Annotated in this window: 20 protein-coding genes and 1 tRNA gene; 14 read left to right on the top strand and 7 right to left on the bottom strand. The window is 61.5% G+C overall.

Translation table 11 applies throughout. From position 1 onward, the window contains the following. Positions 1-100: 100 nt before the first annotated feature. The 9 genes from purB (at position 101) to ACO59D_RS09545 (ending at position 9,068) form a co-directional block, all read left to right on the top strand. Entirely contained in the window at positions 101-1,447 is a 1,347-nt protein-coding gene (purB, locus tag ACO59D_RS09585) for an adenylosuccinate lyase (protein ID WP_485126778.1), read from the top strand. A gap of 22 nt (positions 1,448-1,469) precedes the next feature. Next, on the top strand, positions 1,470-1,736 hold the full coding sequence (locus ACO59D_RS09580; RefSeq protein WP_485126777.1) for a TIGR03905 family TSCPD domain-containing protein: 267 nt from the start codon (positions 1,470-1,472) through the stop codon (positions 1,734-1,736). A 9-nt stretch (positions 1,737-1,745) separates the two neighbouring features. Then, positions 1,746-2,996 (top strand): Tat pathway signal protein, encoded by a 1,251-nt coding sequence (locus tag ACO59D_RS09575; RefSeq protein ID WP_485126776.1) that lies wholly within the window; start codon positions 1,746-1,748, stop codon positions 2,994-2,996. Positions 2,997-3,087: 91 nt separating this feature from the next. Next, on the top strand, positions 3,088-3,837 hold the full coding sequence (locus ACO59D_RS09570; RefSeq protein ID WP_485126775.1) for a response regulator: 750 nt from the start codon (positions 3,088-3,090) through the stop codon (positions 3,835-3,837). A gap of 8 nt (positions 3,838-3,845) precedes the next feature. After that, positions 3,846-5,387 carry a HAMP domain-containing sensor histidine kinase gene (locus tag ACO59D_RS09565; RefSeq protein ID WP_485126774.1) on the top strand — a complete coding sequence of 514 codons (1,542 nt, stop codon included), beginning with the start codon at positions 3,846-3,848 and terminating at the stop codon, positions 5,385-5,387. A 110-nt stretch (positions 5,388-5,497) separates the two neighbouring features. Next, positions 5,498-6,394, top strand: a complete 897-nt coding sequence (locus ACO59D_RS09560) for a phosphoribosylaminoimidazolesuccinocarboxamide synthase (RefSeq protein ID WP_485126773.1) — start codon at positions 5,498-5,500, stop codon at positions 6,392-6,394. After that, the gene (locus ACO59D_RS09555) at positions 6,381-7,118 is read left to right on the top strand and encodes a hypothetical protein (RefSeq protein WP_485126772.1); all 738 of its coding nucleotides are present in this window, start codon (positions 6,381-6,383) and stop codon (positions 7,116-7,118) included. Before ACO59D_RS09560 ends, ACO59D_RS09555 begins: the two co-directional genes overlap by 14 nt. Positions 7,119-7,170: 52 nt before the next feature. After that, a tRNA-Arg gene (locus tag ACO59D_RS09550) sits at positions 7,171-7,246 on the top strand. Between the two features lie 559 nt (positions 7,247-7,805). After that, the gene (locus ACO59D_RS09545; RefSeq protein WP_130811450.1) at positions 7,806-9,068 is read left to right on the top strand and encodes an AlbA family DNA-binding domain-containing protein; all 1,263 of its coding nucleotides are present in this window, start codon (positions 7,806-7,808) and stop codon (positions 9,066-9,068) included. A 248-nt stretch (positions 9,069-9,316) separates the two neighbouring features. On the opposite strand, the gene pknB is transcribed toward ACO59D_RS09545, so the two are convergent. The 7 genes from pknB to ACO59D_RS09510 all read right to left on the bottom strand — a co-directional run bounded on the left by pknB (position 9,317) and on the right by ACO59D_RS09510 (position 20,253). Next, positions 9,317-11,320: a Stk1 family PASTA domain-containing Ser/Thr kinase gene (gene pknB, locus ACO59D_RS09540; protein WP_485126771.1), complete on the bottom strand. Its 2,004-nt coding sequence runs from the start codon at positions 11,318-11,320 to the stop codon at positions 9,317-9,319. Positions 11,321-11,436: 116 nt separating this feature from the next. Then, the gene (locus ACO59D_RS09535; protein WP_485126784.1) at positions 11,437-14,268 is read right to left on the bottom strand and encodes an FtsW/RodA/SpoVE family cell cycle protein; all 2,832 of its coding nucleotides are present in this window, start codon (positions 14,266-14,268) and stop codon (positions 11,437-11,439) included. Between the two features lie 41 nt (positions 14,269-14,309). Next, positions 14,310-15,818, bottom strand: coding sequence for a Stp1/IreP family PP2C-type Ser/Thr phosphatase (locus ACO59D_RS09530; RefSeq protein ID WP_485126770.1), 1,509 nt, complete (start codon positions 15,816-15,818; stop codon positions 14,310-14,312). Continuing rightward, complete coding sequence (locus tag ACO59D_RS09525) at positions 15,818-16,231, bottom strand: FHA domain-containing protein (protein WP_485126769.1); 414 nt, start codon at positions 16,229-16,231, stop codon at positions 15,818-15,820. The genes ACO59D_RS09530 and ACO59D_RS09525 overlap by 1 nt, the downstream gene beginning before the upstream one ends. Positions 16,232-16,234: 3 nt before the next feature. After that, positions 16,235-17,437, bottom strand: a complete 1,203-nt coding sequence (locus ACO59D_RS09520; RefSeq protein WP_485126768.1) for an FHA domain-containing protein — start codon at positions 17,435-17,437, stop codon at positions 16,235-16,237. Further along, on the bottom strand, positions 17,421-19,208 hold the full coding sequence (locus ACO59D_RS09515) for a serine/threonine-protein kinase (RefSeq protein ID WP_485126767.1): 1,788 nt from the start codon (positions 19,206-19,208) through the stop codon (positions 17,421-17,423). Before ACO59D_RS09515 ends, ACO59D_RS09520 begins: the two co-directional genes overlap by 17 nt. Positions 19,209-19,365: 157 nt before the next feature. After that, on the bottom strand, positions 19,366-20,253 hold the full coding sequence (locus ACO59D_RS09510) for a phosphoglycerate dehydrogenase (protein ID WP_485126766.1): 888 nt from the start codon (positions 20,251-20,253) through the stop codon (positions 19,366-19,368). A 395-nt stretch (positions 20,254-20,648) separates the two neighbouring features. Here ACO59D_RS09510 and ACO59D_RS09505 point away from each other — a divergent pair, with 395 nt between their 5' ends. The 5 genes from ACO59D_RS09505 (at position 20,649) to ACO59D_RS09485 (ending at position 24,280) form a co-directional block, all read left to right on the top strand. After that, positions 20,649-21,158 (top strand): PTS sugar transporter subunit IIB, encoded by a 510-nt coding sequence (locus ACO59D_RS09505; RefSeq protein ID WP_485126765.1) that lies wholly within the window; start codon positions 20,649-20,651, stop codon positions 21,156-21,158. 55 nt (positions 21,159-21,213) lie between these two features. Further along, a complete protein-coding gene (locus tag ACO59D_RS09500) occupies positions 21,214-21,972 on the top strand; it encodes a PTS mannose/fructose/sorbose/N-acetylgalactosamine transporter subunit IIC (RefSeq protein ID WP_130811443.1) in 759 nt (252 codons plus the stop codon). Positions 21,973-22,043: 71 nt separating this feature from the next. Further along, positions 22,044-22,835 (top strand): PTS system mannose/fructose/sorbose family transporter subunit IID, encoded by a 792-nt coding sequence (locus ACO59D_RS09495; RefSeq protein ID WP_485126783.1) that lies wholly within the window; start codon positions 22,044-22,046, stop codon positions 22,833-22,835. A gap of 80 nt (positions 22,836-22,915) precedes the next feature. Then, entirely contained in the window at positions 22,916-23,851 is a 936-nt protein-coding gene (locus ACO59D_RS09490; RefSeq protein ID WP_485126764.1) for a phosphoglycerate dehydrogenase, read from the top strand. Between the two features lie 30 nt (positions 23,852-23,881). Then, complete coding sequence (locus tag ACO59D_RS09485) at positions 23,882-24,280, top strand: PTS sugar transporter subunit IIA (RefSeq protein ID WP_130811440.1); 399 nt, start codon at positions 23,882-23,884, stop codon at positions 24,278-24,280. Positions 24,281-24,368 lie beyond the last annotated feature (88 nt).

Below are 24,368 nucleotides of genomic sequence, written 5' to 3'. Positions count from 1 at the left end.
ATGCCGTTGCGCGCCGGGCCTGCCCGTCACCCTCGGAGAACCCCCGCCACCTCGCGCGGTAAAATCGAATTACCGCCATGCTGCTGCGAAAGGAACGCAGATGATCGATCGCTACACCCGTCCCGAGATGGGCCACATCTTCTCGCTGGAGAACAAGTACGCCATCTGGCAGGAGATCGAGGTCCTTGCCTGCGAGGCTCAGGCCGAGCTGGGCAAGATTGGCATCACCAGGGAGGAGGCCGCCTGGATTCGCGACCACGCCGGCTTTGACAAGGACGAGGTCGACGCCATCGAGGCCGTCACCAACCACGACGTGATTGCGTTTCTCACCGACATGGGTCGTCACATCGATACCGACGTCCCCGAGGGAGACCCCAAGCCCAGCCGCTGGGTCCACTTTGGCATGACCAGCTCGGACCTTGGCGACACGGCCCTCTGCTACCAGCTTGTCCAAGCCACCGATATCCTGCTTGATGACTGCAAGGAGCTCGGTGAGATTTGCAAGCGCCGTGCCTTCGAGGAGCGCGAGACCCTCTGCGTTGGCCGCACGCACGGCATTCACGCCGAGCCCATGACCTTTGGCATGAAGTTTGGCAGCTGGGCCTGGGAGCTCAAGCGCGACTACGACCGTCTCAAGGATGGCCGTGCCAACGTGGCCTTCGGTGCCATCTCAGGTGCCGTGGGAACCTACAGCTCGATTGATCCCTTTGTCGAGGAGTACGTCTGCAAGCACCTGGGCCTGGTGCACGACCCGCTCTCCACGCAGGTCATCTCGCGCGACCACCACGCCTACCTGGCCGGCGTTCTTGCCACCACGGCGGCGACCTGCGAGCGCATTGCCACCGAGATTCGCAGTCTCCAACGCACCGACACCCTCGAGGTGGAAGAGCCCTTCCGCAAGGGCCAGAAGGGCAGCTCGGCCATGCCTCACAAGCGCAATCCCATCACTGCCGAGAAGGTCTGCGGCCTCTCCCGTGTGGTGAAGGCAAACGCGCAGGTGGCCTTTGATGACGTGGCGCTCTGGCACGAGCGCGACATCTCGCACTCCTCGGCGGAGCGCGTGGCCCAGGCCGACAGCTTCATGGCGCTTGACCACATGTTCCAGTGCCTCATCCGCATCGTCGACGGCCTGGTTCTCTACCCGCAGCGCATGCTGGCCAACCTCAACAAGACCCGTGGCCTCATCTACTCGAGCAAGGTTCTGCTTGCCCTGGTAGAGACCGGCATCACGCGCGAGGAGGCCTACAAGATCGTGCAGGATGACGCCATGGCCACCTGGCACGAGGTCCAGGACTGCACGCCCGGTACGACCTTCCGTGACAAGCTGGCCGCTGATAGCCGCTGCACGCTCACCGCACAGCAGCTCGACGCCATCTTCGACCCGCAGAGCTTCCTGAAGCGCAAGGACGTGGTTTTCGACCGCCTGGAGAAGCTCGAGTTCGCGTAAGCGCCACCAAGAGGAGAGATTCATGTTCCACTACGACTTTAGGCCCCGGGGCGTCTGCTCCCAGGCCATCCATATTGATCTCACGGATGACGGCTCGACCATCGAGGGCGTCTCCTTCGAAGGTGGCTGCAGTGGCAACCTCAAGGCCATAGGCAGGCTGGTCAAGGGCCAGCCTGTCGGCCAGATAGCCGGCACCCTTGCGGGCAACGCCTGTGGGCCCCGCCACACCTCCTGCGCCGACCAGCTGAGCCTCGCCCTGCACGAGGCCCAGGTCGCGGCGCAAGCCTAGGGGCCAGTTATGCTGGGCCACAGACACAGCAGCCAAAACGGTGCCGCACGCCACGCAGGCATCTCTCGTCGCTCGTTTTTCAAGACGGGTGTCGCGGCGGCCTCTGCTGCGGCAACCGTAGGTGTTCTTGCCGGCTGCACCAACAAGGAGCAGGACACCGCCGACACCTCCGAGCCCGTCAACGTCTCCGAGGACACGGGCACAAGCATCTTGGACACCTTTACCTCGGTTGACCTGCCGTACTCCGCCAGCAACACGTGGACGCTGCCCTTGGGTAACGTCCTTCACCCGGCGGAGGGCGTGTGGCTGCCCGTTACCACGGCCGGCGCCTCTGCCAGCCCCATGGTTGTGGCCTCGGCCCTCTCTACCTCCTCGGGCGAGCTCAAGGAGGTTGTGACAAAGGCCGTCACCGGCACTACGACCTCGGTCATTTATGGCGTTGCCTGCTCGGATTCGGTTTATGCTTGGGTAGAGTTGGACATGATCACCCGGTCATGGAGTCTCTTTGCGGCGGCGTTCTCGGACGGGGCCCTCGCCGGCGAGACCAAGACGCTCTGGCAGGCGGATTCCAACTGGGACCCGGCCCCGGTTGCCTGCAGCGGCACCTCAGTCATTTGGCAGGTGCAGCCCTCTACCTCGGGCGATAAGACCGCCGAGACCTCCTATTGCTACCTCTGGACCGTTGGCTCGTCTAACGCCCAGGCCGTTGTGGAGTCCCCTGGCCGCTTTGCCACTTCCCCCACCGTCTGCGGCAACTGGGTGGTGCTCGCACCCCGCGTGCGCGCAAGCGAAGGCACCTACTACGGCGTTACCGCCTACACTATCGATGACGGGCTCAAGACCAAGGTCGACCAGCTCGTGATGCCGACCTCGGTCAAGCCCTTCCGTGCCTGCCGCATGGGCGAGAAGTTCGTCGTCTCCGTCGAGGCAAACTACGGCTCCGGTGGGCTTCTCGGCAACATGGGCACCTACATTGGCTCGAGTGACGGCAGCGACTTTCTCTACCTCGCGCGCGAGCCATTCGAGTGCGCGGCCGCTGGCAAAAATGGCGTCTACTTCATCAAGAGTCGATCCTCCTACATCGTGGTCAACGCCACCGATCAAACCTACAGCGTGCTCTCCGCGACCGATAGGAGTGTGGACTACGGCGATTACCCGGCGCGCGTTGGCGAGTGCGACACGTTCGTGACCTTCTCGTCCGTCAAGGATGCCACCACCGGATACCCCGCTTCCGTAATAGTGAGAACCTTCCCCCTATAGGATGGTTCGAGAGTGGCCCTTGTGGGGTACACTACTATAGGATTGGTGGGTCTATCTGACCATCGAGCATATCTGAGCTAAAGGAGGCCGCATGGCTTCAGACGAGAAGAAGATTCTGCTGGTAGAAGATGAGAAGGCAATCCGCGACGTCGTGGCGGCGTACCTCGACCACGAGAACTATATCGTTCGCGGCGTCGGGGACGGCCAGAGCGCCGTTGAGGAGTTCGAGAAGCACTCGTTTGACCTTGTGATTCTCGATCTCATGCTCCCCAAGCTCTCTGGCGAGCGCGTGTGCCGCGCCATCCGTGAGACCTCGAACGTGCCCATCATCATGCTTACCGCCAAGGGCGAGGTGGAGGATCGCGTCATTGGCCTTGAGCTTGGCGCCGACGACTACCTCATCAAGCCCTTCTCGCCGCGTGAGCTCATCGCCCGCGTGCGAGCCCTGCTGCGCCGCGCCCACACCGAGACCGAGCCGCAGCTCGAGGTGCTGGACTTTGGTGACCTGGTCATCGACATCTCTGGCCACAAGGTCATGGTCGAGGGCAAGGAGGTTGACCTTACGGCCTCCGAGTTCAAGCTCCTCACCACGCTCGCCCGTCACCCCGGTCGTGTCTATACCCGCATGGAGCTTGTCGAGAAGGTCTTGGGCTACGACTTTGAGGGCTACGAGCGCACCATCGACTCCCACGTCAAGAACCTGCGTGCCAAGTTGGGCGACGACCCGCGCAACCCGCGTTGGCTCTACACTGTTCACGGCGTGGGCTACCGCTTCGAGGCCCCTCAGGCCGATGATAAGGCCAAGGCAGCCAAGGTAGCGGCCAAGGTAAAATCTGAGTAGGAGCCAGGGTGGCCTCCCAAGGTTTAAGCGGCGAGCCCGCGGCCAATGGTGGCGCAGATGCCGCCACGGGCCGCGGTTCGTTTAACACGATAAAGCCCGACCCAAAGCACAGCTGGACCTACTCCACGAGACTGGCTGTCTCGTTTGCTCTTACCGCGGTCATGACGGCAGGCATTCTCGTCGTGGTCCTGGCTGTTGTCTGGGAGAGTCAGTTCAAGGCCTATACCAGGGGCAATATGCAGTCGCTGGCGCAGTCGGCGGCAGACACGCTTGCTGTTGCATATGATGCGGCAGGCGGCTGGACGGTGGATGTGGTCTCCAGCGCCTCGTCCTTCTCGGGCGCGTCGCCAGACGTGGGCCTACAGGTGCTCGACAATGATGGCAACATCCTCTACGACGATACCGTCGGCCTCTCGCGCTACGGCGACTCTGGTGCAGCGGAGACGGGCGAAAGCGCCGTGCCCACGGGCTCCGAGTCAGTGGTCACGGCAAGCGTGGTCGACGCCGAGGGGGAGACGGTAGGTGCCGTGCTGCTATGGGCCTTTGGCTCAGATGCTCTGCTCACCTCGACAGACGCCAAGTTTAGGGAGAGTTCCTACAGCGCCATCTCTGTTGCGGCGGTCATCGCGGTTGTTCTCGCCGTGATCATTGGCTACTTTGTCTCGCGCTCGCTCACCAAGCCCATCCAGCGCATCACGCGCACGGCCTCGCAGATAAGAAACGGTGACCTCACGGCCCGCACGGGCGTGCGTGGCACGGACGAGATTGGCCAGCTGGGCGAGACCTTCGATGACATGGCAACCTCGCTCGAGAAGGACCTCAAGCTCGAGCATCGTCTTACCAGCGACGTTGCGCATGAGCTGCGCACTCCGCTCATGGCTATCCTCGCAACCGTCGAGGCCATGCAGGACGGCGTGCTTCCGGCAGACGACGAGCACCTGGAGACCCTTGCCTCCGAGACGCGCCGCCTTTCTCGCCTTGTTGACGCCATGCTCAAGCTCTCGCGCCTCGAGAACGGCACCACCGAACTCAAGGTGGAGCGCACCGATGTGGTCTACCTGGTTAGGAGCTTGGTGAGCTCACAGCACCAGCTCTTCCACGAGAAGGGTCTTCACCTGCGCTTTAATGACAACACGGCCCATGGTGAGTGCCAGGCGGACATCGATCCCGACCTTATCCGCGAGGCAATCGTCAACCTTATGAGCAACGCCATGCGCTACACCGACGAGGATGGCTGGGTTGTGGTCTCGGTTGGCTCAGGCCACTCGGACGCCATCATCTCGGTGCGCGACACCGGCATTGGCATCACCAAGGAGGACATCCCCCAGACCTTCTCGCGCTTCTGGCGCTCTGACGTGAGTCGCGAGCGCGTCTCTGGCGGCCTGGGCGTGGGCCTCTCCATCACCAAGGAGATCGTGGACCGTCACAACGGCACCATCTCGGTTGACTCCGAGCTGGGCAAGGGCACCACGTTCACCATCCGCGTGCCCCTCAACCGCGGGCGCCGCAACCTCAAGCAGGCGCTGCAGGAGAAGCAGCAGGAGAAGTAGAGGGGTTCATGCGATAGGGGTGTGAGGCGCGCGACTGCCACGGTCGTGCGCTACACTACTCACTGCGTGCCTGACCAGCGGGCGCATCGTCGAAAGAAACGAGGTCTATCGTGGCTGACATCGAGCTTCGCCCGGATTCTCACGGCAAGGTTCGCGATATCTATGACTGCGGGGGCGCCCTGCTCATGGTCGCGTCGGATCGCATTAGCGCGTTTGACTACATCCTTCCGGACGAGATTCCCTACAAGGGCGAGATTCTCACGCGCATCTCGGCGTTCTGGTTTGAGCGCTTTGCCGACCTCATGCCCAACCACATGATTTCGATGGACGTGGCCGACTATCCCGCCGAGTACCACCAGTACGCCAGCTACCTGGCCGGTCGCTCCATGCTGGTCAAGAAGGCCAAGACCATCCCCATCGAGTGCATCGTGCGCGGCTACCTCACCGGCTCTGGGAAGAAGACCTATGACGCCGATGGCACGGTTTGCGGCATCAAGCTGCCGGATGGCCTGGTCGAGGCCTCGAAGCTCCCCGAGCCGATCTTCACCCCGTCGACCAAGGCGGCACCTGGCGACCACGACGAGAATATCTCGTTTGAACGCTGCGCCGAGATTGTGGGCGATCAAGTTGCGGCCCAGCTGCGCGACGCTTCCCTCTCCATCTACAAGGCCGCTGCCGAGTATGCGGCAACCCGCGGCATCATCATTGCCGACACCAAGTTTGAGTTTGGCCTCATCGACGACAGTCTCACCCTTATCGACGAGTGCCTCACGCCGGACTCCAGCCGCTTCTGGCCTGCCGAGGGCTACCAGCCCGGTCACGTCCAGCCCAGCTACGACAAGCAGTACGTGCGCGACTGGCTCAAGGCAAACTGGAGCATGACCGGCAAGCCGCCCCACCTGCCGCAGGACGTTATCGCGGGAACGTCGAGCCGCTACCAGGAGGCGTTCCAGATCATCACCGGCCACGAGTTCGAGCCCATGAAGGAGTCCCATGTCTCTGCGTGATACCATCGACGGCGCCCGCAAGGAGGTCGAGGAGGCCAGCAGGCTCGGCGGTAACACCAAGTCGGCAGACTCCAAGGTCGAAAGGAGCGAGCGCGGCGCTAAGTCCGAGAAGTCTTCGAAGGATGAGGCCGAGAGGCGCGACCCCATGGCCATCAGGAGCTACCGCAGCTCTGCGGCCGGCGCCAAGCCCAGCCGTGAGGCCGCCTCCACCGTGCGTACGGCATCCTCCAGCTCTTCTGCCAGCATGGGCGGTGGCCTCTTTGGCGGCGGCACGCCTGCCCAGAAGGAGGCCCGCAAGGAAGAGAGGCGCAGGCAGCGCGAGGAGGAAGACTTCCGTCAGCGCGGCTACGACCTCATCCTTCGCACGAACGAGGAGTACCGCAAGACCGAGCACACATGGTGGATTCTTATCGGCGTGGGCTTTGGCATGACGATTGTCTCGCTGCTGCTGGTGTGGGCGTTTCCCGCCGACAGCTCGGACTACCAGACGTTTGCTGGCATTGCCTCGGTGGCGTCGGTGGTGCTTGCGTTTGCCCTGATCATCGGTGCCTTTGTGTACGACTGGCGTGTCCGCCGGCCCGTCCGCAAGGCCACTGAGCGCAAGGTTGCCAGCTATAGCGACAAGAAGCTCGCCGAGCTCTTCGAGCAGCAGCGCCGCCGTGAGAACGAGGCCGAGGCAGCAAGGCAGGCCAAGAGGGCGAGCCGAGCCAACAAGAACAAGTAGCGAGTGTCTCGTGGCACGCATTGCTGGTCGATGGTAGAATGTCTTCTCGCATGCCCTCGTAGCTCAGGGGATAGAGCACAGGTTTCCTAAACCTGGTGTCGGCCGTTCGAATCGGCCCGGGGGCACCATGTAATGTCGCAGGCCAGACCCATCGCTGGGTCTGGCCTGTTCGCTCTGGGACGGGGTTGTGGTGCGGGCGGGCTAACCCACGGGGCTTCGTGCCCCAACGGCCTTGGGCTTCTCGGTACCCCACAATTAGCCTGCAGGCTGGCCCCGCTGGCTAAAAAGTCGCGTTGTGAGTACGCACAACCGGGGAAATCTGTCGGGGTCGTGACGTTTTCCCAGGTGGGCGAGAGGGGCCTGGCAACGGAAGGGGATTGTGCGTACGCACGACGGTAGTCCTCTGCCAGCGTGGGGCTCCCGAAGGGCAGGACTGCCAGAAAGGCGCTATCGTGCGTACGCATACTAGGACAGTCTTGACATTGGAGACGGTTGCCTAGCGGTCGGAATCGAGGAGAAGGCTTCTGCTGCGATGCCTCGCGTCGTGGATTTCGCCGTGAGTTGCCAGGTCGAGAAGCCCCCTGCAATCCTCGGTGCCGTACCCAACGCCAGCGGTCACGCGTGAGCGCTACACTCGAGAAGGCAGCGTCGTGCCGTTGCCCCACAACCACACGAGAAGGGGGAGCCATGTTCAACCCGTTCCGCGACGAACAAGGCCGGCCCAAGACAATCGCCGAAGTGACCTGGGATGACCTGCCCCAGCTCGCTGACCTCGAGGAAGGTTTTGCGCTGGAGTTCAAGCAGACCTTCGGGCCAAGCGTGCGCCGGAAGATTCCCAAAATCGTGGCGTCGTTCTCGAACTCGCGCGGCGGGTGGCTCGTGATTGGAATCGCAGACGACTCCCGCGAGGTTGTGCCTGTCCCGCGCGGCACGGCAGACATCAGCCAGGTGATAGGGGAGCTCTGCCGCAGGCACGTCTCGCCCGCGCCGCACTTTGAGGTACGCTTCCTGACAGACCCCACGGACGACAGCCGTGGCGTGATTCTGGTTCGCGTGGACGAGGGGGACTTTCCTCCCTATGTGGCCGACGGCATCGTAGAGATTCGTGAGGGCTCGACCTCGGGTCCGGCTGACGGAACTGCACTGGTAGACCTGTATGACCGTGCGACCAACCGCCGCCTAGACGTGCGCAGGTTCTGTTGTCGCACGGTCTACTACCCCATGGCCGATGACGCAAGGGACCCCGTTGCCCTCTTCGACCTGTACCTGTTTAGGCTCGGTCCAAAGGCAGACGAGGCCAACTCGCGTGCGAGCATCAACGAGGGAGCTGCGGCGATGCGCGCGGCCTTCGATTGTTATGGGATTGGTTGCCGCGTCCAGCACGCGCACGACAGCCTGGTGTTTAGGACTTCTCAGCGAGACGAGACAATCGTTGCGCACTCGGCAATCGAGCTCTTCCCCAACGAGTCGCTGAAGCTTTCGGTTCCTGCGGTGATGGTTACCGGGGAGGAGCGCGAACAGGCCATGCGGTCGCTTGCCGCGCGCACGCTCTTCTCGCCACGGTCAGACGCGCGACTGATGGACGCTAGCGCAACGCTGCGGCGCGTGACGAGAATGGCATCGCTTCTCGACCGCTACGTGCGTCTGCGCGGACTCTCTTGGCGAGAGTACGCGGTGGCCTACGAGCTTGAGCACATGGCGGGCGTCACAATGTGGTCGCCGAACGAGACGTACCTGGGCTACGCGGCGCGGCGCGGCGTGCTCTACTGCGCGACGACCGACTGCATCTCAAGGGTACGCTACCTCGATGATGGGGCACACGACACCTTCCGTGCTCGTCAGTTTGCAGGCAGCCATTTCTTTGAGGCATGCGGCCTGCCGCTGGGCTCGCCTGACCCCGAGGACCTGGAGCTGGTGAACGTGCTGCTCAGTACCAGCGGGGAGAAGTGAGGGGATGGCCCTGGCAATTCGTGTCAAGGCCGACTGCTGGCTAGTTCGATGCCGCGTCTGGACCAAGCTCTTTGGCGACCTCGATACCGAGGCGGTGGGGGATGCCAACAACAAGTGCATTGCCGGTGGTGCGTGTTTCAGCATACAACCAAGCAGCGAATACATGCTGCACGCCTCGCCTTACAAAAGAGCCCCTGACCCGTCTGATCGCAGGTCGGGGGCCCTACTGGCGCCTCTCGCCAACCATGCTAGTTGCTGGTGTTGGTCGTCCCGCCGGTGTTGCTGTTCGAATTCTCGCCGTTCGACGAGTTGCCGTTGTTCGACGTCCCGCTGTTGCTGTTGCTGCTCGAACCAGAGCCGCTGGACACCACGATCGTGATGGTCGACCCCGCGGTCGCCGATGTCGCAGATTGCGAGATGACCTTGCCCTTGGCAACGCTGCTGCTCGTCTCGGTGGTCACTGAGACGCTAAAGCCTACCCTCTCGAGCTCCTCCTTGGCGTCGGACTCCTTATACCCTACAACGTTAGGCACCGAGACGGACGCTGGGCCGGTGGAGACCGTGATGGTGACTGTGCTGCCCTTGTCGGCGCTTGTGCCTGCAGATGGGTCGGTGCTAATGACAAGGCCCTTCTCGACGCTGGACGAGGAGGACTGCTTCACGCTCACGCTAAAGCCCACGCTCTTGAGTGCGCTCGTGGCATCGGACTGGGAATCCCCCACGACGTTGGGGACAGAGACCTGCTCGGCACCCTGCGAGAGGTGATAGGTGATGGTGTCACCAGCCTTGGCGTCCGAGCCTGCCGCGGGCTCCTGCTGGGCAACGTGGCCAACCTCGATGTTCGCATCGTAGACAGAGTCGCCCGCTTGGCCCTTGAGCCCGTACTTGTTAAGCAGCTCCTGCGCCTCGGAAGGCGTGCAGTTGGTGAGGTCGGGCACCGTGACCGAGGCTGCCGGCTCTTCTCCCTTAGAGACGACGATGTCGATCTTGGAGCCCTCGGTGGCCGTACGCCCGGCACCCGGGGTCTGCTCGATGATCTTGCCCTCCTCGACGGAGGAAGAATACTGCTGCGTCACGTTGCCGATAGTGAAGTTATGGCCATCAGAGGTGAGCATTGCCGAGGCCTCGTCCTGCGTGAGGCCAAGGAGGTTGGGTACCGAATACGCCTTCGAGCCAGACCCCAACGCAGCCATAACGAGGAGTGCCACAAGTGCGATGCCTGCGATGACTCCGACGATAGCGAGCGCACGATTGCGCTTGTGCTTCTTCTGACGGTCCTCCTCCTCTGCGGCGGCCTGCTCGGTGGCGGACTGGGGGCGAATCCTGCCCGTGGCCTGTGCGCGGGACATGTTCTGGGTGACATTGCCGCCGCGTCCTGCCAGCGGTTTGGTTGCTGCTGCAGGGAGCATCGCCGTTGCGTTGTTGACCGCCTGCATGCGGCCGGCAAGGTAGTCGTGAAGCGTGTGGTAGAGTTCGTCGGCCGTCTGGAAGCGGTCTTTGGGGTCCTTCTGCATGCACTTGAGGATGATGGCCTCTATCTGAGGGTCCACGTTGGGGTTGATTTGGCTGGGTGGCACGGGCTGCTCGGTGACCTGCTTCATGGCCACGGTCACTGCGTTGTCACCATCAAAGGGGACACGGCCGGTGGCGGCCTCGTACATCACGATGCCAAGGGAGTAGAGGTCGGTGGTGGGGCCAAGCGGCTTGCCTTGGGTCTGCTCGGGTGAGACGTAGTGTGCCGTGCCCAGGACCGAGTTGTCGGTGGTGAGGTGGCTGTTCTTTGCGCGTGCGATGCCGAAGTCCATTACCTTGATGTTGCCACTGGGCTGCACCATGATGTTCTGCGGCTTGATGTCGCGGTGGATGATGTCGTGGTTGTGAGCCACGGAGAGCGCCTGCGCTATCTGCGAGCCAATCTGCGCGACCTTCTTGCAGTCGAGCGCGCCATGCTTGCGAATGCCGCTCTTGAGGTCGGTACCGCGCAGGTACTCCATGATGATGTAGTAGGTGTCACCGTCCTTGCCCCAGTCATAGACCGAGACAATGTAGGGGCTGTTGAGCGCCGCCGCAGCCTGCGCCTCCTGCTTGAAGCGTGCTGCAAATGAGGGGTCGGTTGCGTACTGGGGCAGCATCGTCTTGATGGCGACAGTCCTCCCCAACACCTGATCCATGCCACGGTAGACCGTGGCCATGCCCCCCGCACCTACCTTGTCGAGGACCTGGTACCTTCCACCAAGGACCCTTTCTGCCATCTGCCTCTCCTATCCACCCTAGCGGCGACACCGCGTCTTGTGACTACGTTTAAAGTGATCAGCGGTTCGTGTTCATATCTAATGGCTCGTTTCGTACACAGGTCATGCGCCTCCCATCAGCTTGCGCCAAGAGCCTGGATGTTAAGGCAGCTCGCAAGGACCTGCCCCGCCACTCCGGCGGCATACCCCTCGACGTCGGCGCCATCTTCTCCCTCGATGACAACAGAGATTACGAGCGTGGGGTTGTCGTATGGCGCAAAGCCGATAAAGAACGAGTTGATCTTGCCGTCTTCGATTTGGGCCGTGCCGGTCTTGCCGGCGACCTGGACGCCTTGGACCTTGGCCCTTGTGCCCGTGCCGTGGTCAACAACGCCGAGCATGGCCTCCTTGACCTGGGAGGCGGTCTCGGCAGAGATGGCCTGCCCAAGGGACTTTGGCTGGGTTGTGGAGATCGTGGCACCCTCGGGGGAGAGCACATGGTCTACCACGTAGGGGTTCATGACCACGCCACCGTTGGCAATCGCCTGGGCGACCATGGCATTCTGCGTCACGGTCGTCTGCGGGCCCGCGGGACTCTTGTGCTGGCCCACGGGCTGGCCGCATGCCGCCCATGCCGTTTCCCACTCGGTCATCTCCGAGGGGTCGGGCATGAGCGACGCCACGGTATTGAAGTCTTGGCCCACGTTGGTGCCGTAGCCAAAGGCGTCGGCATACTTCACCAGGTTGGAAGCACCCACTTGGACACCCACCTGGCCAAAGACCGTGTTGGACGAGAGGGCAAAGGCCTCCCTGAGCGTGGGGGTGCCGTAGTCGTTGTAGCCGTAGTTGCTCACCTCGGCTCCACCGATGGTCAGCGCGGGTCCGGCGTTGTAGACGGTGTCGAGTGTGGTGGTGTCGGTATCGAGAGCGGCCGAGAGCGTGACCGCCTTGAAGGTGGAGCCGGGCGAGTAGAGCGTCTGCACGGTGCGATCGAGCAGCTGGGAGCCCGTGCCGCTGGAGCCCATGATGCTGTCGAGGTCATCGTAGGAGTACGTAGGTGCACTTGCCTTGGCAAGAACGGCTCCGGTAGACGGGTCGAGCACCACCACGGCGCCCGTGTAGCCGTCGAGGGCAGACTCGGCGGCACGCTGCATCTGCGAGTTGATCGTGAGTGCCACGGTGTTGCCAGGCTCTTGCACTCCCGCCAGCGAGTAGAGTGCGCTCTTCCAGTCGGAGTAGTTGTGGCTACCCGTAAGCGTGTCGTTCATCGTGGACTCGATGCCAGAGGTGCCATAGCGCGTGGAGATGTATCCCACGGTGTGCGCGGCGAGAGACCCCTGCGGATACGAGCGCAGGTAGGTGCCATCCTCTTGGCGCAGGCTCTCGGCCAGGGTTACGCCGTCGGATGTGATGATGGCACCGCGCTGCACGTAGGCGCTCTTGGCAATGGTGTGGTTGTTGGATGACATGTTCTGGATGTTGCCGGCATCGATGACCTGGAGATAGGTGAGGTTGGCGATGAGGGCGGCAAAGAGCACCGCAAATGCCGTGATGAGCGCCGTGAGGCGCTTGCCCAAGGCCACGCGGCCAAGGATGCCTGACTCGCTGCCCTGCATCTCGAAGCGGCCACGTGCATGCGAACCATGGACAAAGGCCGACGCGTGGGCGCCCAGGAGCGAGACGCGCCCATTGTTGTCCTCGGCGGCGCTGGCAACGAGCTGCGCCTCTCGTCCGGTGCCCTCGTCGCCTGCGCGTAGGAGCAGCCCCACGATGATGAAGCTCGAGAGCAGTGAGCTGCCGCCCTGGCTCATGAAGGGAAGCGTCACGCCCGTCAAGGGCAAGAGCTTGGTGACGCCAGCGATGATGAGGAACGCCTGGAAGCCGATGACCGTGGTCAGACCCACAGCGGCAAAGGCGGAGGAGTCGGACTTGGCGCGGGCCGCCGTTGCGAAGCCGCGCACGCAGAAGAGCATGTAGAGAATGATGATGGCGCTGGCCCCCAGAAGGCCCATCTCCTCGGCGATGGCCGAGAAGAGAAAGTCACTCTCGACAAAGGGGATGAGGGTGGGCAGGCCCTTGCCAATGCCCGTGCCCACCAGGTCGCCGTCGACAATGGAATAGAGCGACTGGACAACTTGGTAGCCGCTGCCCTGGGCGTCTGACCAGGGGTCAAGCCAGATGTCCACACGCACCTTGACATGCGAGAAGAAGCGGTAGCAGAAGACAAAGCCAACTACCAGAAGGCCAAGCGCTATAAAGACATAGCTCCAACGGCCGGTGACCGCGTAGAGCATGACCACGAAGTACATGAAGAAGAGAAGGGCACTGCCCAGGTCGCGCTCGAAGATAACGATGAGAAGGCTGATGCCCCACATGATGAAGAGGGGGAGCAGCATGCGGAAGCGCGGGATGCGGAAGGGTCCCACGCGATGTGCGGTGGCAGAGAGCGCCTCTCGGTTGGATGCCAGGTAGAAGGCCAGGAAGAGGACGATAAGAATCTTAGCCAGCTCGCCTGGCTGGAACGAGAAGCCCCCAAAGGTGAGCCAGAGCTTGCTGCCGTTCTTCTCGGTGCCTATGACCATGGGGAGCAGGAGCAATACCACGCCAATGAGACCCAGCGTGTACTTGTAGCTGGCCAGCGTGTCGAGGCTGCGGGCGACAAAGAGGGTCGCAATCATTGCCGCGACCGAGACAAAAAGCCACATGACCTGGTTGTCTGCCAGGTTTGGGGCAAGGCGCGTGACAAATGCGATGCCGATGCCCGAGAGGAGAAAGACCACAGGCAAGATGATGGGGTCGGCATCGGGCGCGAGGATGCGCACGGCCACGTGGGCCGCGGCGAACGCCGCAAAGAGCCCTACGGGAACGGCGAGCGTGCTTAGGGAGAGCACGACGCTGGCGTTAACAACGTAGAGGGCGTAGAGCAGGACCACGGGCACGGCTGCCAGGCAGAGGAAGAGCAGCTCCATGTTTCTGCGGTTGCCACCGCGGGTTCTCTCGTTGGCCACGGTCACTCACCCCCGTTTGTCTGCGCCGTGTCTCCAGTGGTGCTGGTGTCTGTCGAGGCGTTGCCATTGGCGGAGTCTGTGCCCGACTCGCCCGTCTGGGTGCCGTCCTCTGGCGCTGCCTCTCCGGTAGGGTTGCCCTCGGCAGCCACTTCTGCGGCCTTCTCGGCTGCCTTGGTCTTCTCGGCGTCTATCTGCGAGCGGTATGACTCAACAGTGGAGAGGGCCTCCTGCTCGCTGCCTACGTGAATGCCGCCATTTTGTAGCTGCGTGCCGACGTTTGCGGGCAGGTCGTCTATCTCCACCGCTGTCGTCTGGACCAGGCTTGAGAGCGAAAACCCCAGGACCTCGCCATCGATTCCCTGGTAGATGCCTACGGTATCGCCATCGACGCCCAGGTACCACTCGCTCTTTGCAAAGAGGAAGAAGCCTCCGAGCACCACGACCGCAAGCAGCACCATGGCGGTGATCACGCGCAGGGCAAAGCCCACCGAATGCTTGCGCGCCGCGGCTGCTACGCCGTCGTTCAGGATGTCCACCACTACGACGGTCACGTTGTCTGCGCCGCCTGCGGTGAGCGCGGTGGAGACGAGGTTGTCCGCTGCCTGCTGCGGCGTGGCGCTCGAGACCGCAACGGAGCCAATCTCGCTGTCAGGCACCATGCTCGAGAGGCCGTCGGAGCAGAGGATGACGCGGTCTCCCGTGGACACCTCGATGGAGAAGTGATCTGCATACATGTCCGGGTCAGAGCCCAGGGCGCGCGTGATGATGGAACGCGATGGGTGCACGCGGGCCTCGTCGGCGGTTATCTGGCCAGCGTCGACGAGCTCCTCCACATAGGAGTGGTCGCGTGTCACGCGCACGAGGTTGCCCGCGTGCAGGAGGTAGATGCGGGAGTCGCCCACGTGGGCGATGGCCATGCGGTTGCCGTCGATAAGCGTGGCCGAGGCGGTGCATCCCATGCCAGGTTTGCCCCGTCCCTCCTCGGCGCCCTTGATTACGGCCTGGTTGGCTGCCTCAATCGCTGCCCCAAGAAGGGCGTCGTCTGCGGTTGCAGGGGCCTTCTCGCCAATGGTTTCAACGGCAATGGAGCTTGCGACCTCGCCGGCTGCGTGGCCGCCCATGCCGTCGCATACCGCGAAGCACGGCGTGCGGATGAGGAACGAGTCTTCGTTGTGGCTTCTCACCAGGCCCACGTCGGAGCGGGCACCCCAGGCGATGAAGGCGTTCTTGCCGCAGGTGGCATCGGCGCCGGCGCGTCCCTCTACGGGGATGGCCGCACGACCTGGGGCGTTGACGGGTTCTTGTGGCTGGGCGCTCTCGGGCGAGACGGGCTCCTGGTGAACGCCCTCGGGCACGGATTGCCTGTCGGCTGTCATACGCTTGGGCGTCTCGGGCTTTGGCACCTCGGCGACAGCAGGATGCTCGCCCACCGGCTCTGCGGGGGCTTCGTCTGGTACGGCCGTCTGCATTGGCGCGTCCTGGGGCTTCATCTGTGGGTCCTCGGCGGCCATTACTGACGGCTCACTCGCATGATGGTGTCGCCAATCTGCACTTCGTCGCCGTCACGAAGGGTGACGGGCTGATCGATCGCGTGGCCGTTGACCATGGTTCCGTTTGTAGAGCCGAGGTCCTCAAGGACGAGGGCCGGCCCCTGGATGGTAAAGCGGGCATGTGTGGCCGAGACGTACGGCTCGTCGATTACGATGTCGGAGGAAGGGGAGCGGCCAACAACCACGGGGCCGAGCACGTCTACGTGCAGGCCACGCATGGCACGCGAGCCCTTCTCAACGTCAACGCACCAGATGGCGGTGTCTTTGCGCTGCCCGCGCACCAGGCCTACGCCTGCGCGCATGGCGGCAAAGAGGAAGACGTAGAGCAGGACGACGAGGATGATTCGCCCTGCAAAGAGAATCAGGTCGATCATGGCCTAGCTCTCCCTGAACTCGAGGTTCACGAGGCCAACGGTGATGAGGTCGCCGTCGCACAGGACGCATTCATCTACGTCGATATCGTTGACGAGCGTGCCGTTGGTGGAGTTGAGGTCAACGATGTGCCAGTTGCTCCCGTCGTAGGAGAGCTCCGCGTGGCGGCGAGAAACGTTGGGGTCGCGCAGGTAAACACCGCACTGCGAGCGCTCGCGGCCGATGAGGCAAGAGGGGGCCTTGGCAGCGTAGGTGCGCCCGCTCTGGCGGTCGATGAGCATGCAGGTGGCAATGCGCTGCTGGGGAGCGGGCTGTGCTGGGGCAGCGGGTGCAGAGACGTTACGACGACGGGTGTCGGGTACGACCTCGGGGGCCTGGCGTGCGGCCTGGTGCTGTGCGGGCGAGGGGAAGTCCGCTGGCTGGGGCGCTGCCGCCGCGACGGCCTGGGCCTGATCTTGGACCGCCTCGGCAACGGGCTGAACCACCTGCTGGCTGCTGGAGACCGGTGGTGTTATGACCGGCACGGCAACGGGTGGCACAGCCTGCGATGGGCTGGCGTCTACATAGGGTACCGGCATAGGAGTGGACGAGGAGGGAGATGCCACCGCGGGGATCACACCGCCTGCGGGCTCGATGTAGTCCATGGGCATAACGTCCAGGCCGGCATCAGTGCCGCCGGGGGAAGCCTGCGGAGAAGATGCGGATGCCATGGGTTGCGGGATGGGGCTGAGGTGTCCCGCGGACGGACGTCGACGCGGCTTGCCAATGGCAGCGGCTCCGCCCACGCTTGAGTTGCCACCCAGAAACGCGCGCTCCTCCTCACGAAGGCGGGCGAGGGTCTGTCCGTTGACGTTCTCGGCATCAACGTAGAACTTGCCCGACTTGAGGGACTCGTCGACCATGAAGCGCACGAGCGGCCTGCCTACCAGGGCATAGCCCTTCTTGTTGGCAGATTCGGTGATGAACTCGCCAAGTTCATAGTCGATGCGCTCGTAGAGCGGGCGCATGAGGGAGTCGTCCTCGGCCGAAACCAGGACGGTATAGAGCGCCGGCGCGGTGTCGACGCCGTCGATGCGGTATGTCTCGGCCTCCATCTTGCGGGCTGCATGCTTTGCGAGCTTCTTGAACGAGAATGGCTCTGCATAACCCTGTGGGGCAGACTCAAAGACCGAGCTAATCCGGCCCTCGAAATCACTGAGAAAGCTCATCTGAGTCCTCGCCTTCTTGGTCCTCGTCCAGAGGACCCCTCAGGACGGTTTCTACACACAAAAGCACACTTAAGAATACAGCAAGCCCACAGCCCTCCAACATCTGGCCAAGCCAATACCCGCTAGATTCCACTCTGCAGGCGAGAAGCCAAAGCAAGATGATGGAGATGGCACCTGTGACCTGCCCCACAATACCCGAGGCAACGCTTCCCCTCATAGCGATGGCGGAGGCCGCAAGCGCCGAAACCGCACAGCCGGCAACGATGATCCAGGTCGCGGGGCTCGTAAGCAGGGGCACGAGCGTTGCCGCGATTGCCTGGGCCGAGAACTCGTTTGAGACAGCGGCATTTGCAAGAAGCGAGAGGAGCGCACCTGTGGCGCCCGTGGCGGCGGCGGGCAGCGGGTCCATGCCGTAGGCGGCGATGGCGACGCCCGCGGCAGGCGAGTTGAGGCAGGCTGGGGCCAGCATCGATGCTGTGGAGACGTGATCCGTGTGGCCGCAGGATATCCACCAGGCCGCAAAGGCAACGGCCACCACGATGGCGAGCGGGAACGATGCCGCTGTGACGTGTGCCGTTGCGAGCGCCAAGACCAGGGAGGCGCCTGCGGCGGCGGAGCCTATGGGTGGCCACGCGAGGCAGGCTGCAGCCGAGACGATGGATCCTATCAGGGCAAAGGTGCTTGTGGCTCCCGGAAGTGCCGGCAGTATGGCATACATCGCGAAGAACGTGCAGACCGCGGACGCCGCTCGCTCGATTGCAGGGGCAAGCCAGGGGATGCGAACGTGAGCCGGCAGGTTGGAGGGCGTGGCGGCAAGGGAGGGGTCGTCGTTCTCGGACTGGTCGACGAGCTCGCGGAGGGACTCGGCGCCTTCGGTGGCGTCGCCCAGCGAAGGCAGGATGGAGCGAGCGAACTCCTTGACGGAGGACGTCCGCCCGGCAGCGGCGGGGGCCATAGCGCGGAGAAACGCATCCTCGACGCCTGCCGCGAGGTCGGGGTCGAGCATCGAGAGCGGGGGCTTGGGACCGCGGGCTATGGCATCAAGCGAGCCTTTTGGCGTGGTGGACGCAAAGGGGCTTCTCCCTGTAAGCGCCTGCCAGGTCACAACGGCAAGCGAGAAGACGTCCGTGCGTTCGTCGACAAGGAGGCCTTGGATCTGCTCGGGTGGCATGTAGCCAACGGTACCACCGCGGGCACCGCCGTAACCGGCCGCGGAAGCCAGCGTAGCCATGCCAAAATCTGCCAGCTTCACGGTGCCCTGACGGTCGATCATGATGTTTGTCGGCTTGATGTCCATGTGGAGCACGCCGTTTTCGTGCGCGTAGGCGAGCGCGGCCGTTACCGAGCGCAGAACATGGGCGCACTCCTCGTGCGTGAGGGTGCCGCCCTCCACGCGGGCGAGGAGTTCTGCCAGGTTAAGGCCGTCCACGAACTCCATGACCAGGTATGCGTAGGTGCCGTCTGTCTCGAAGTCGTAGACCGTCACGATGTTTGGGTGGGCGAGGAGACAGGCCGTGCGCGCCTCTGCCAAGGCCTCGTCTGCTGTGGATGCGGAAATGCCGCCGGGGTCCTCGTTTGAGAGCAAGGGGATTCTTTTGATGGCAACCCGACGCTGAAGGCGCGTGTCCCAGCAGGTGCAGACGGTGCCAAAGCCGCCTGCACCGCGTCGCGCGAGCACGCGGTAGCGTCCAAGGAGCGTCTCCTCGGGGATGGGGCGCGCGCCGGGCCTGACCGGCCGTGCAGCGCTCTGTGTGGGGTTGGCGGTGCCCACGGCGTCTCCTCGTTGTTGTACGTTTGTGGCTTCGTTTTTTCTTGCCGTGATGAGGACATTCTAGCTAATTGTGCGGGGAGTAGACAGAGCACGCCCCCAGCCACTGCCCCTGATGAAAAAGAGGATGTGGTATTCGGTGGCTGTCTGGGTGCGCTCGCTATTTGAGGAGGGAGTTCGCAACAGAGCGAGCGTCGACAACATTGGGGGGAAGATTACCTGCCATTGCAGCGAGAATGTTGTCGGCGGCAATGTTTCCCATGCGTAGGTTTGCCTCGAAGGTGGACGAGCCGACATGGGGCGTCACAAGCACGTTTTGAAGATCGAATATGGGACTGTGACGAGGAGGCTCACGCTCGTACACGTCGGTTGCGTAGCCCCCGAGACCCCCTGACAGCAGGGCTTTCTCCAGTGCGGACCCTCGCACCACTCCCGCCCGCGCGGTATTGATGAGGTATCCCTTGGGCCCAATCATGCGGAGCTCTTTCGAGCCAATCATGTTTGAGGTTGCGTCGGTAAGAGGCACATGCAGCGTTACCACATCAGAGCGCTTCAGCAGGTCGTTAAGCGTCGTGAACTCGAGTCCATAGAGAGTTGCAAGTTCGCGTTCGGCGATGTCGTAACCAAGGATCTTCATGCCAAAGCCCTCAGCTCGCCTCGCAACTGCCATACCGATGGAGCCAACCCCAACAATGCCAAGCGTCTGTCCGCTTAGCGTGTGGCCAGGGAACTTTCTCCATGTGTCATGCTTAACGCCATAGATGTTTGCGTAGAGCTGGCGCTCAAGGCCAATCATGAGCCCAAATACAAGATCGGCGGTCTCGTCGCGGTTTCCACCTGGAACGTTGGCCACGGTAATGCCACGCTTTCCGGCTTCGACCAAATCAACGTTTTCTACTCCCACGCCATTGCGAACAATGAGCTTAAGGCGGGGCATGCGTGTAAGCAGGGGTCCGTCAATAACGGTATTTCCCACGACCAGAACGTCGGCGTCCACCGCGAGAGCCGTGAGCTCACGCCGTGAAAGCTGGCGCTGGTACGGGTTCATCTTGACAACGCATCCCGCCTCAACGAGACGCGTTATCGGCTCTTTGGCGTAACGGCCAAATGTCGTCGAACATGAAGCGACGACCCATTTTGTCAGTGCGTCCATCTAGACCGGCCACGCCAGAAGGATTGTCCCTGCTGGAGACAAATCAAATCAGCAGGTATGTGTATGACGGAGCCGTTCCTCCGTATACAAACTAACAGTTCTGGTCCAAAATCCGAAGTGCAGTCTAAAAATAACTATTTAATAACGAATAAAAATAATATAAATATGGATATAAATTAGAATCAAAACCGATAAAACGAATATAAATACCGTTAACCTATTGAAATAGAAAGTTATATCACCCATTTTTTACCAAGAAGATAATGGGAAATGAAAGGCATTTCACACATATGCTTCATGGAAGGGTGGTTGGAACTATGGGCGTCGTTCTCACGCGTGTGGACTTCAGGCTCATTCATGGCCAGGTCATGACGAGGTGGCTCACCCAGACGGGCGCTAATGAGATCGTTACCGTTGATACGTCGACGAGCAAAGACCCCTTCATGATGTACGTCTTCAAGATGGCTGCCCCCACGGGAATCCGTAACAAGATTTACGACGTTGACCGTGCGGTTAAGGCGCAGCGGGACGGCGAGTTCGAGAAGAACAAGATCATCATCCTGTTCAAGAATGTCGCCGAGCTCAAGAGGGCCATTGATGCCGGACTCAGGCTTGACAGCATCCAGATCGGTGGCCTTGGTGGCGGCCCTGGACGCAAAGCGGTTCTCAATGCAATCACGCTCGACCAGAAGGACCTCGACGACCTTCTCGCCATCCAGGCTCAGGGCAGCAAGGTCTACTTCCAGACCACGCCCGATTACCCGTCGGCAAAGCTCGATGAGATTGCGGCGAAGTTCTAATACAGCCGGTTAATGGCGGGGCCAGCGCGACTCCGTCGTAGAAAGGAGACAGAGCATGGATATAATGCGCGCGGTGCTCGTTGGCTTGATCTATTGGCTCTCAATGGGTCGTGCCTGGTACTACTTCTCGTTCGCATTTAGAAAGCCAGTGGTTCTCGGCGTGGTCATTGGCCTCATTTACGGTGACGTTGCTCAAGGTTTGCTGGTGGGCGCAACCATTCAGCTTATGTACATGGGTGGCATTGAGGCGGGGGGCAACATTCCCTCCGATCAGGGCCTTGCGGCGTGCATCGCTATCCCGGCTGCACTGGCCAACTCGCTTGACCCCAGCGCCGCAGTTGCGCTTGCGGTCCCGTTTGGCGTGCTCGGCGTCCTTATCAACAACGTGCGACGTACGATCAACTCCTTCTATAACACGAAGGCAGACCAGTTTGTCCAAGAGCGCAACTACTCTGCGCTTTCGACATTCTCATTTCTGCTGCCCTGGCTGACCAACGGCGTTCTGTACTTCACTCCGGTCTTTCTGGCAACGCTGTTTGGCCCCGCTGTTGTCGAGGCATTCATCAATGCAATCCCCAATTGGGTTATGAGCGGTCTTGCTAACGCGGGCAACGTCCTTCCTGCCCTCGGCTTCGCGCTGACGCTTGTGGTTATGGGCAAGGAGAAGTACCTCCCGTTCTTCGTGCTTGGTTTCTTTACCTATGCGATTGCCGGGTACTCGATGCTCACCGGTGCGGTCATTGGCCTGTGCCTCGCGATGATCGTGTCCCTGTTTGTCCAGACCGATGACGAGGAGGTTGCTCTCAATGACTAGCGAGAACACAGAAATGACTCGGGGGGGGGGGGGTCGTCTCTGACGACGCTCTTGAGAAGACCGATTCCGTTCTGACAAAGTCCGACCTGCGTGGCGCCTGGTGGCGTTGGTGCCTTGCAGTTGAGGTTCCGGTTTCGTTTGACCGCATGCAGGCGCTTGCCTTTGGCTTCTCTATGAATAAGGTCATGCGGAAGCTCTACAAGGATGATCCCGATGAGCTTCAGGCCGCGATGACCCGTCACACGAGCATGTTCAACACGAACTGCGATTGGGGTAGCATCATCCATGGCATCGTTATCTCCCTCGAGGAGCAGCGTTCCAAAGGTGCCGAGGAGATTACCCCCGACATGATCGAGTCCATCAAGATTGGTCTCATGGGTCCTCTTGCCGGCATCGGTGACTCGGTTGACCAGGGTATTGTTGCTACGATCCCACTCGCAATCTTTGTTCCTATGGCCCTTGGCGGCAGCGTTTTCGCTGCTTTCATTCCGGGCATTATCTACATCGTTTGGTCGATGGTCTGGTCCTGGTTCCTGTTCCGCAAGGGCTACACGATGGGCCGTACGGCTGTCACTGACATCCTCCACTCCGGCACTATCAAGAAGGTCATCGACATTGCGACCATCGTGGGCATCTTCATGGTCGGATGCCTGTCCGCCTCGTACGTAAAGCTTGCCTGCGTCGCAACGGTTGGCGGTGTCGAGATCCAATCCGTTCTCGATTCCATGCTGCCAAAGCTATTGCCGTTTGCCGTGACTATGGGCATGTACATCTACATCAAGAAGCGTGGTCCCCACTACTTGCGCATCATCATCGTGACGATGATTGCGGCCGTCCTGCTTACGGGGCTTGGAATCATTTAGTGACCTGCGCGTCCGGCCTATGCCATGCGGGCTGGGTCCCTTTATTGCCTACATCAAATCTTATTTCGGGGGCCTGTTTCATGAAGGTACTTATCACTCCGCGCGGCTTTGCCAACTATGGCCTTGACGAGGTCAAGCTCATGGAGTCCAAGGGTCTTGACGTTGATTACAACGACACGGGCAAGGCATACACGGCAGAGCAATTTCTCGAGAAGGCAAAGGATGCGGACGCAATCATCGTAGGCGTGGACGACATGTCCGCTCCCGTGATGGTGCGGCTGCCCAAGCTCAAAGTCGTTTGCAAGTTTGGCGTTGGCGTTGACAATATCGACTGCGACTACGCTAAGGCGCATGATATCTACGTTGGTCGAACCGTTGAATCTAACTCGCTGTCTGTCGCCGAGCACGTGGTCGCTCTCATGTTCGCCGATGCGAAGAACCTCTACCCTACCATCCGCGACGTGAAGGCTGGCTCTTGGGGGAAGCGTACAGGCATTGAACTCGCTGGTAAGACGCTCGGTATCGTTGGCTTTGGTGCCATTGGCAAGCAGCTTTCGAGCATTGCTACGGGTATCGGCATGGACGTGCTTGCATACGATGCTTTCCCCATCAGCGAAGGGGCTGCAAGGGAGCATGGCGCTACCGTTGCCACCTTCGGGCAAATCATTGAGGAGTCCGACTATATGAGTGTGCACGTGCCCCTGCTCGACAGCACGCGCAGCTTGATCAGCACGCCACAGTTCAATGCCATGAAAAACAGCGCCTGTGTGCTCAACGCAGCCCGTGGTGGCGTTGTCGACGAGGACGCACTCTATCACGCGCTGGTAGATGGCGATATCCGCTCTGCAGCATTCGACGTCTTCACCACCGAGCCACCTGCAAAGGACAACCCGCTGCTTGCGCTCGATAACTTCCTACTTACGTCGCACACCGCCTCCAGAACCCACGAGGCCGAGAAGAGGACCTGCCAAATCTCGACTGACGTCATCCTTACCCAGCTTGGCCTTAAGGACTAACCACCTCGACCTCAACGGAAGGGAGGAACAATGAATCTCGTTCTCGCATCCCACGGAAACTTTGCAAAGGAACTCGTCAAGTCCGCCGAGATGATTTATGGGGACATGTCCGATGTGCCCATCGTCTCCCTCATGCCAGGCATGTCGTTCGAGGGCTTCACGAAGGAGGCCTCTGAGGTTCTCGATAAGACGGGCAAGAACACGCTCGTCCTTGTCGACCTCTTTGGCGGCACGCCGTCAAACGTGTTCTCGGCCCTTACCAGAAAGTACGGGCACCACGTTGTGACCGGTCTCAACCTTCCCATGCTCATCGAGGTTTACTCCACGATGAAGGGAGATGCTTCTCTCAGTGTTGAGCAGGTAGTGAAGCTTGCTCTGGACACACTCCAGAGCAGCGGCGTCTACGTTAACGAGCGACTTGGCAGGTAGCGAGAAAGAGCTTTTGTTTCTGTAGCAAATAAGGCAGAAAGGCAGTCCCAGGCATGTCTACGTTCTCCGGGGTCATCGTCCCCATGGT

It is taken from the genome of Tractidigestivibacter sp. (assembly GCF_057241865.1).
This window is presented reverse-complemented; position numbering and strand designations above follow the sequence as displayed.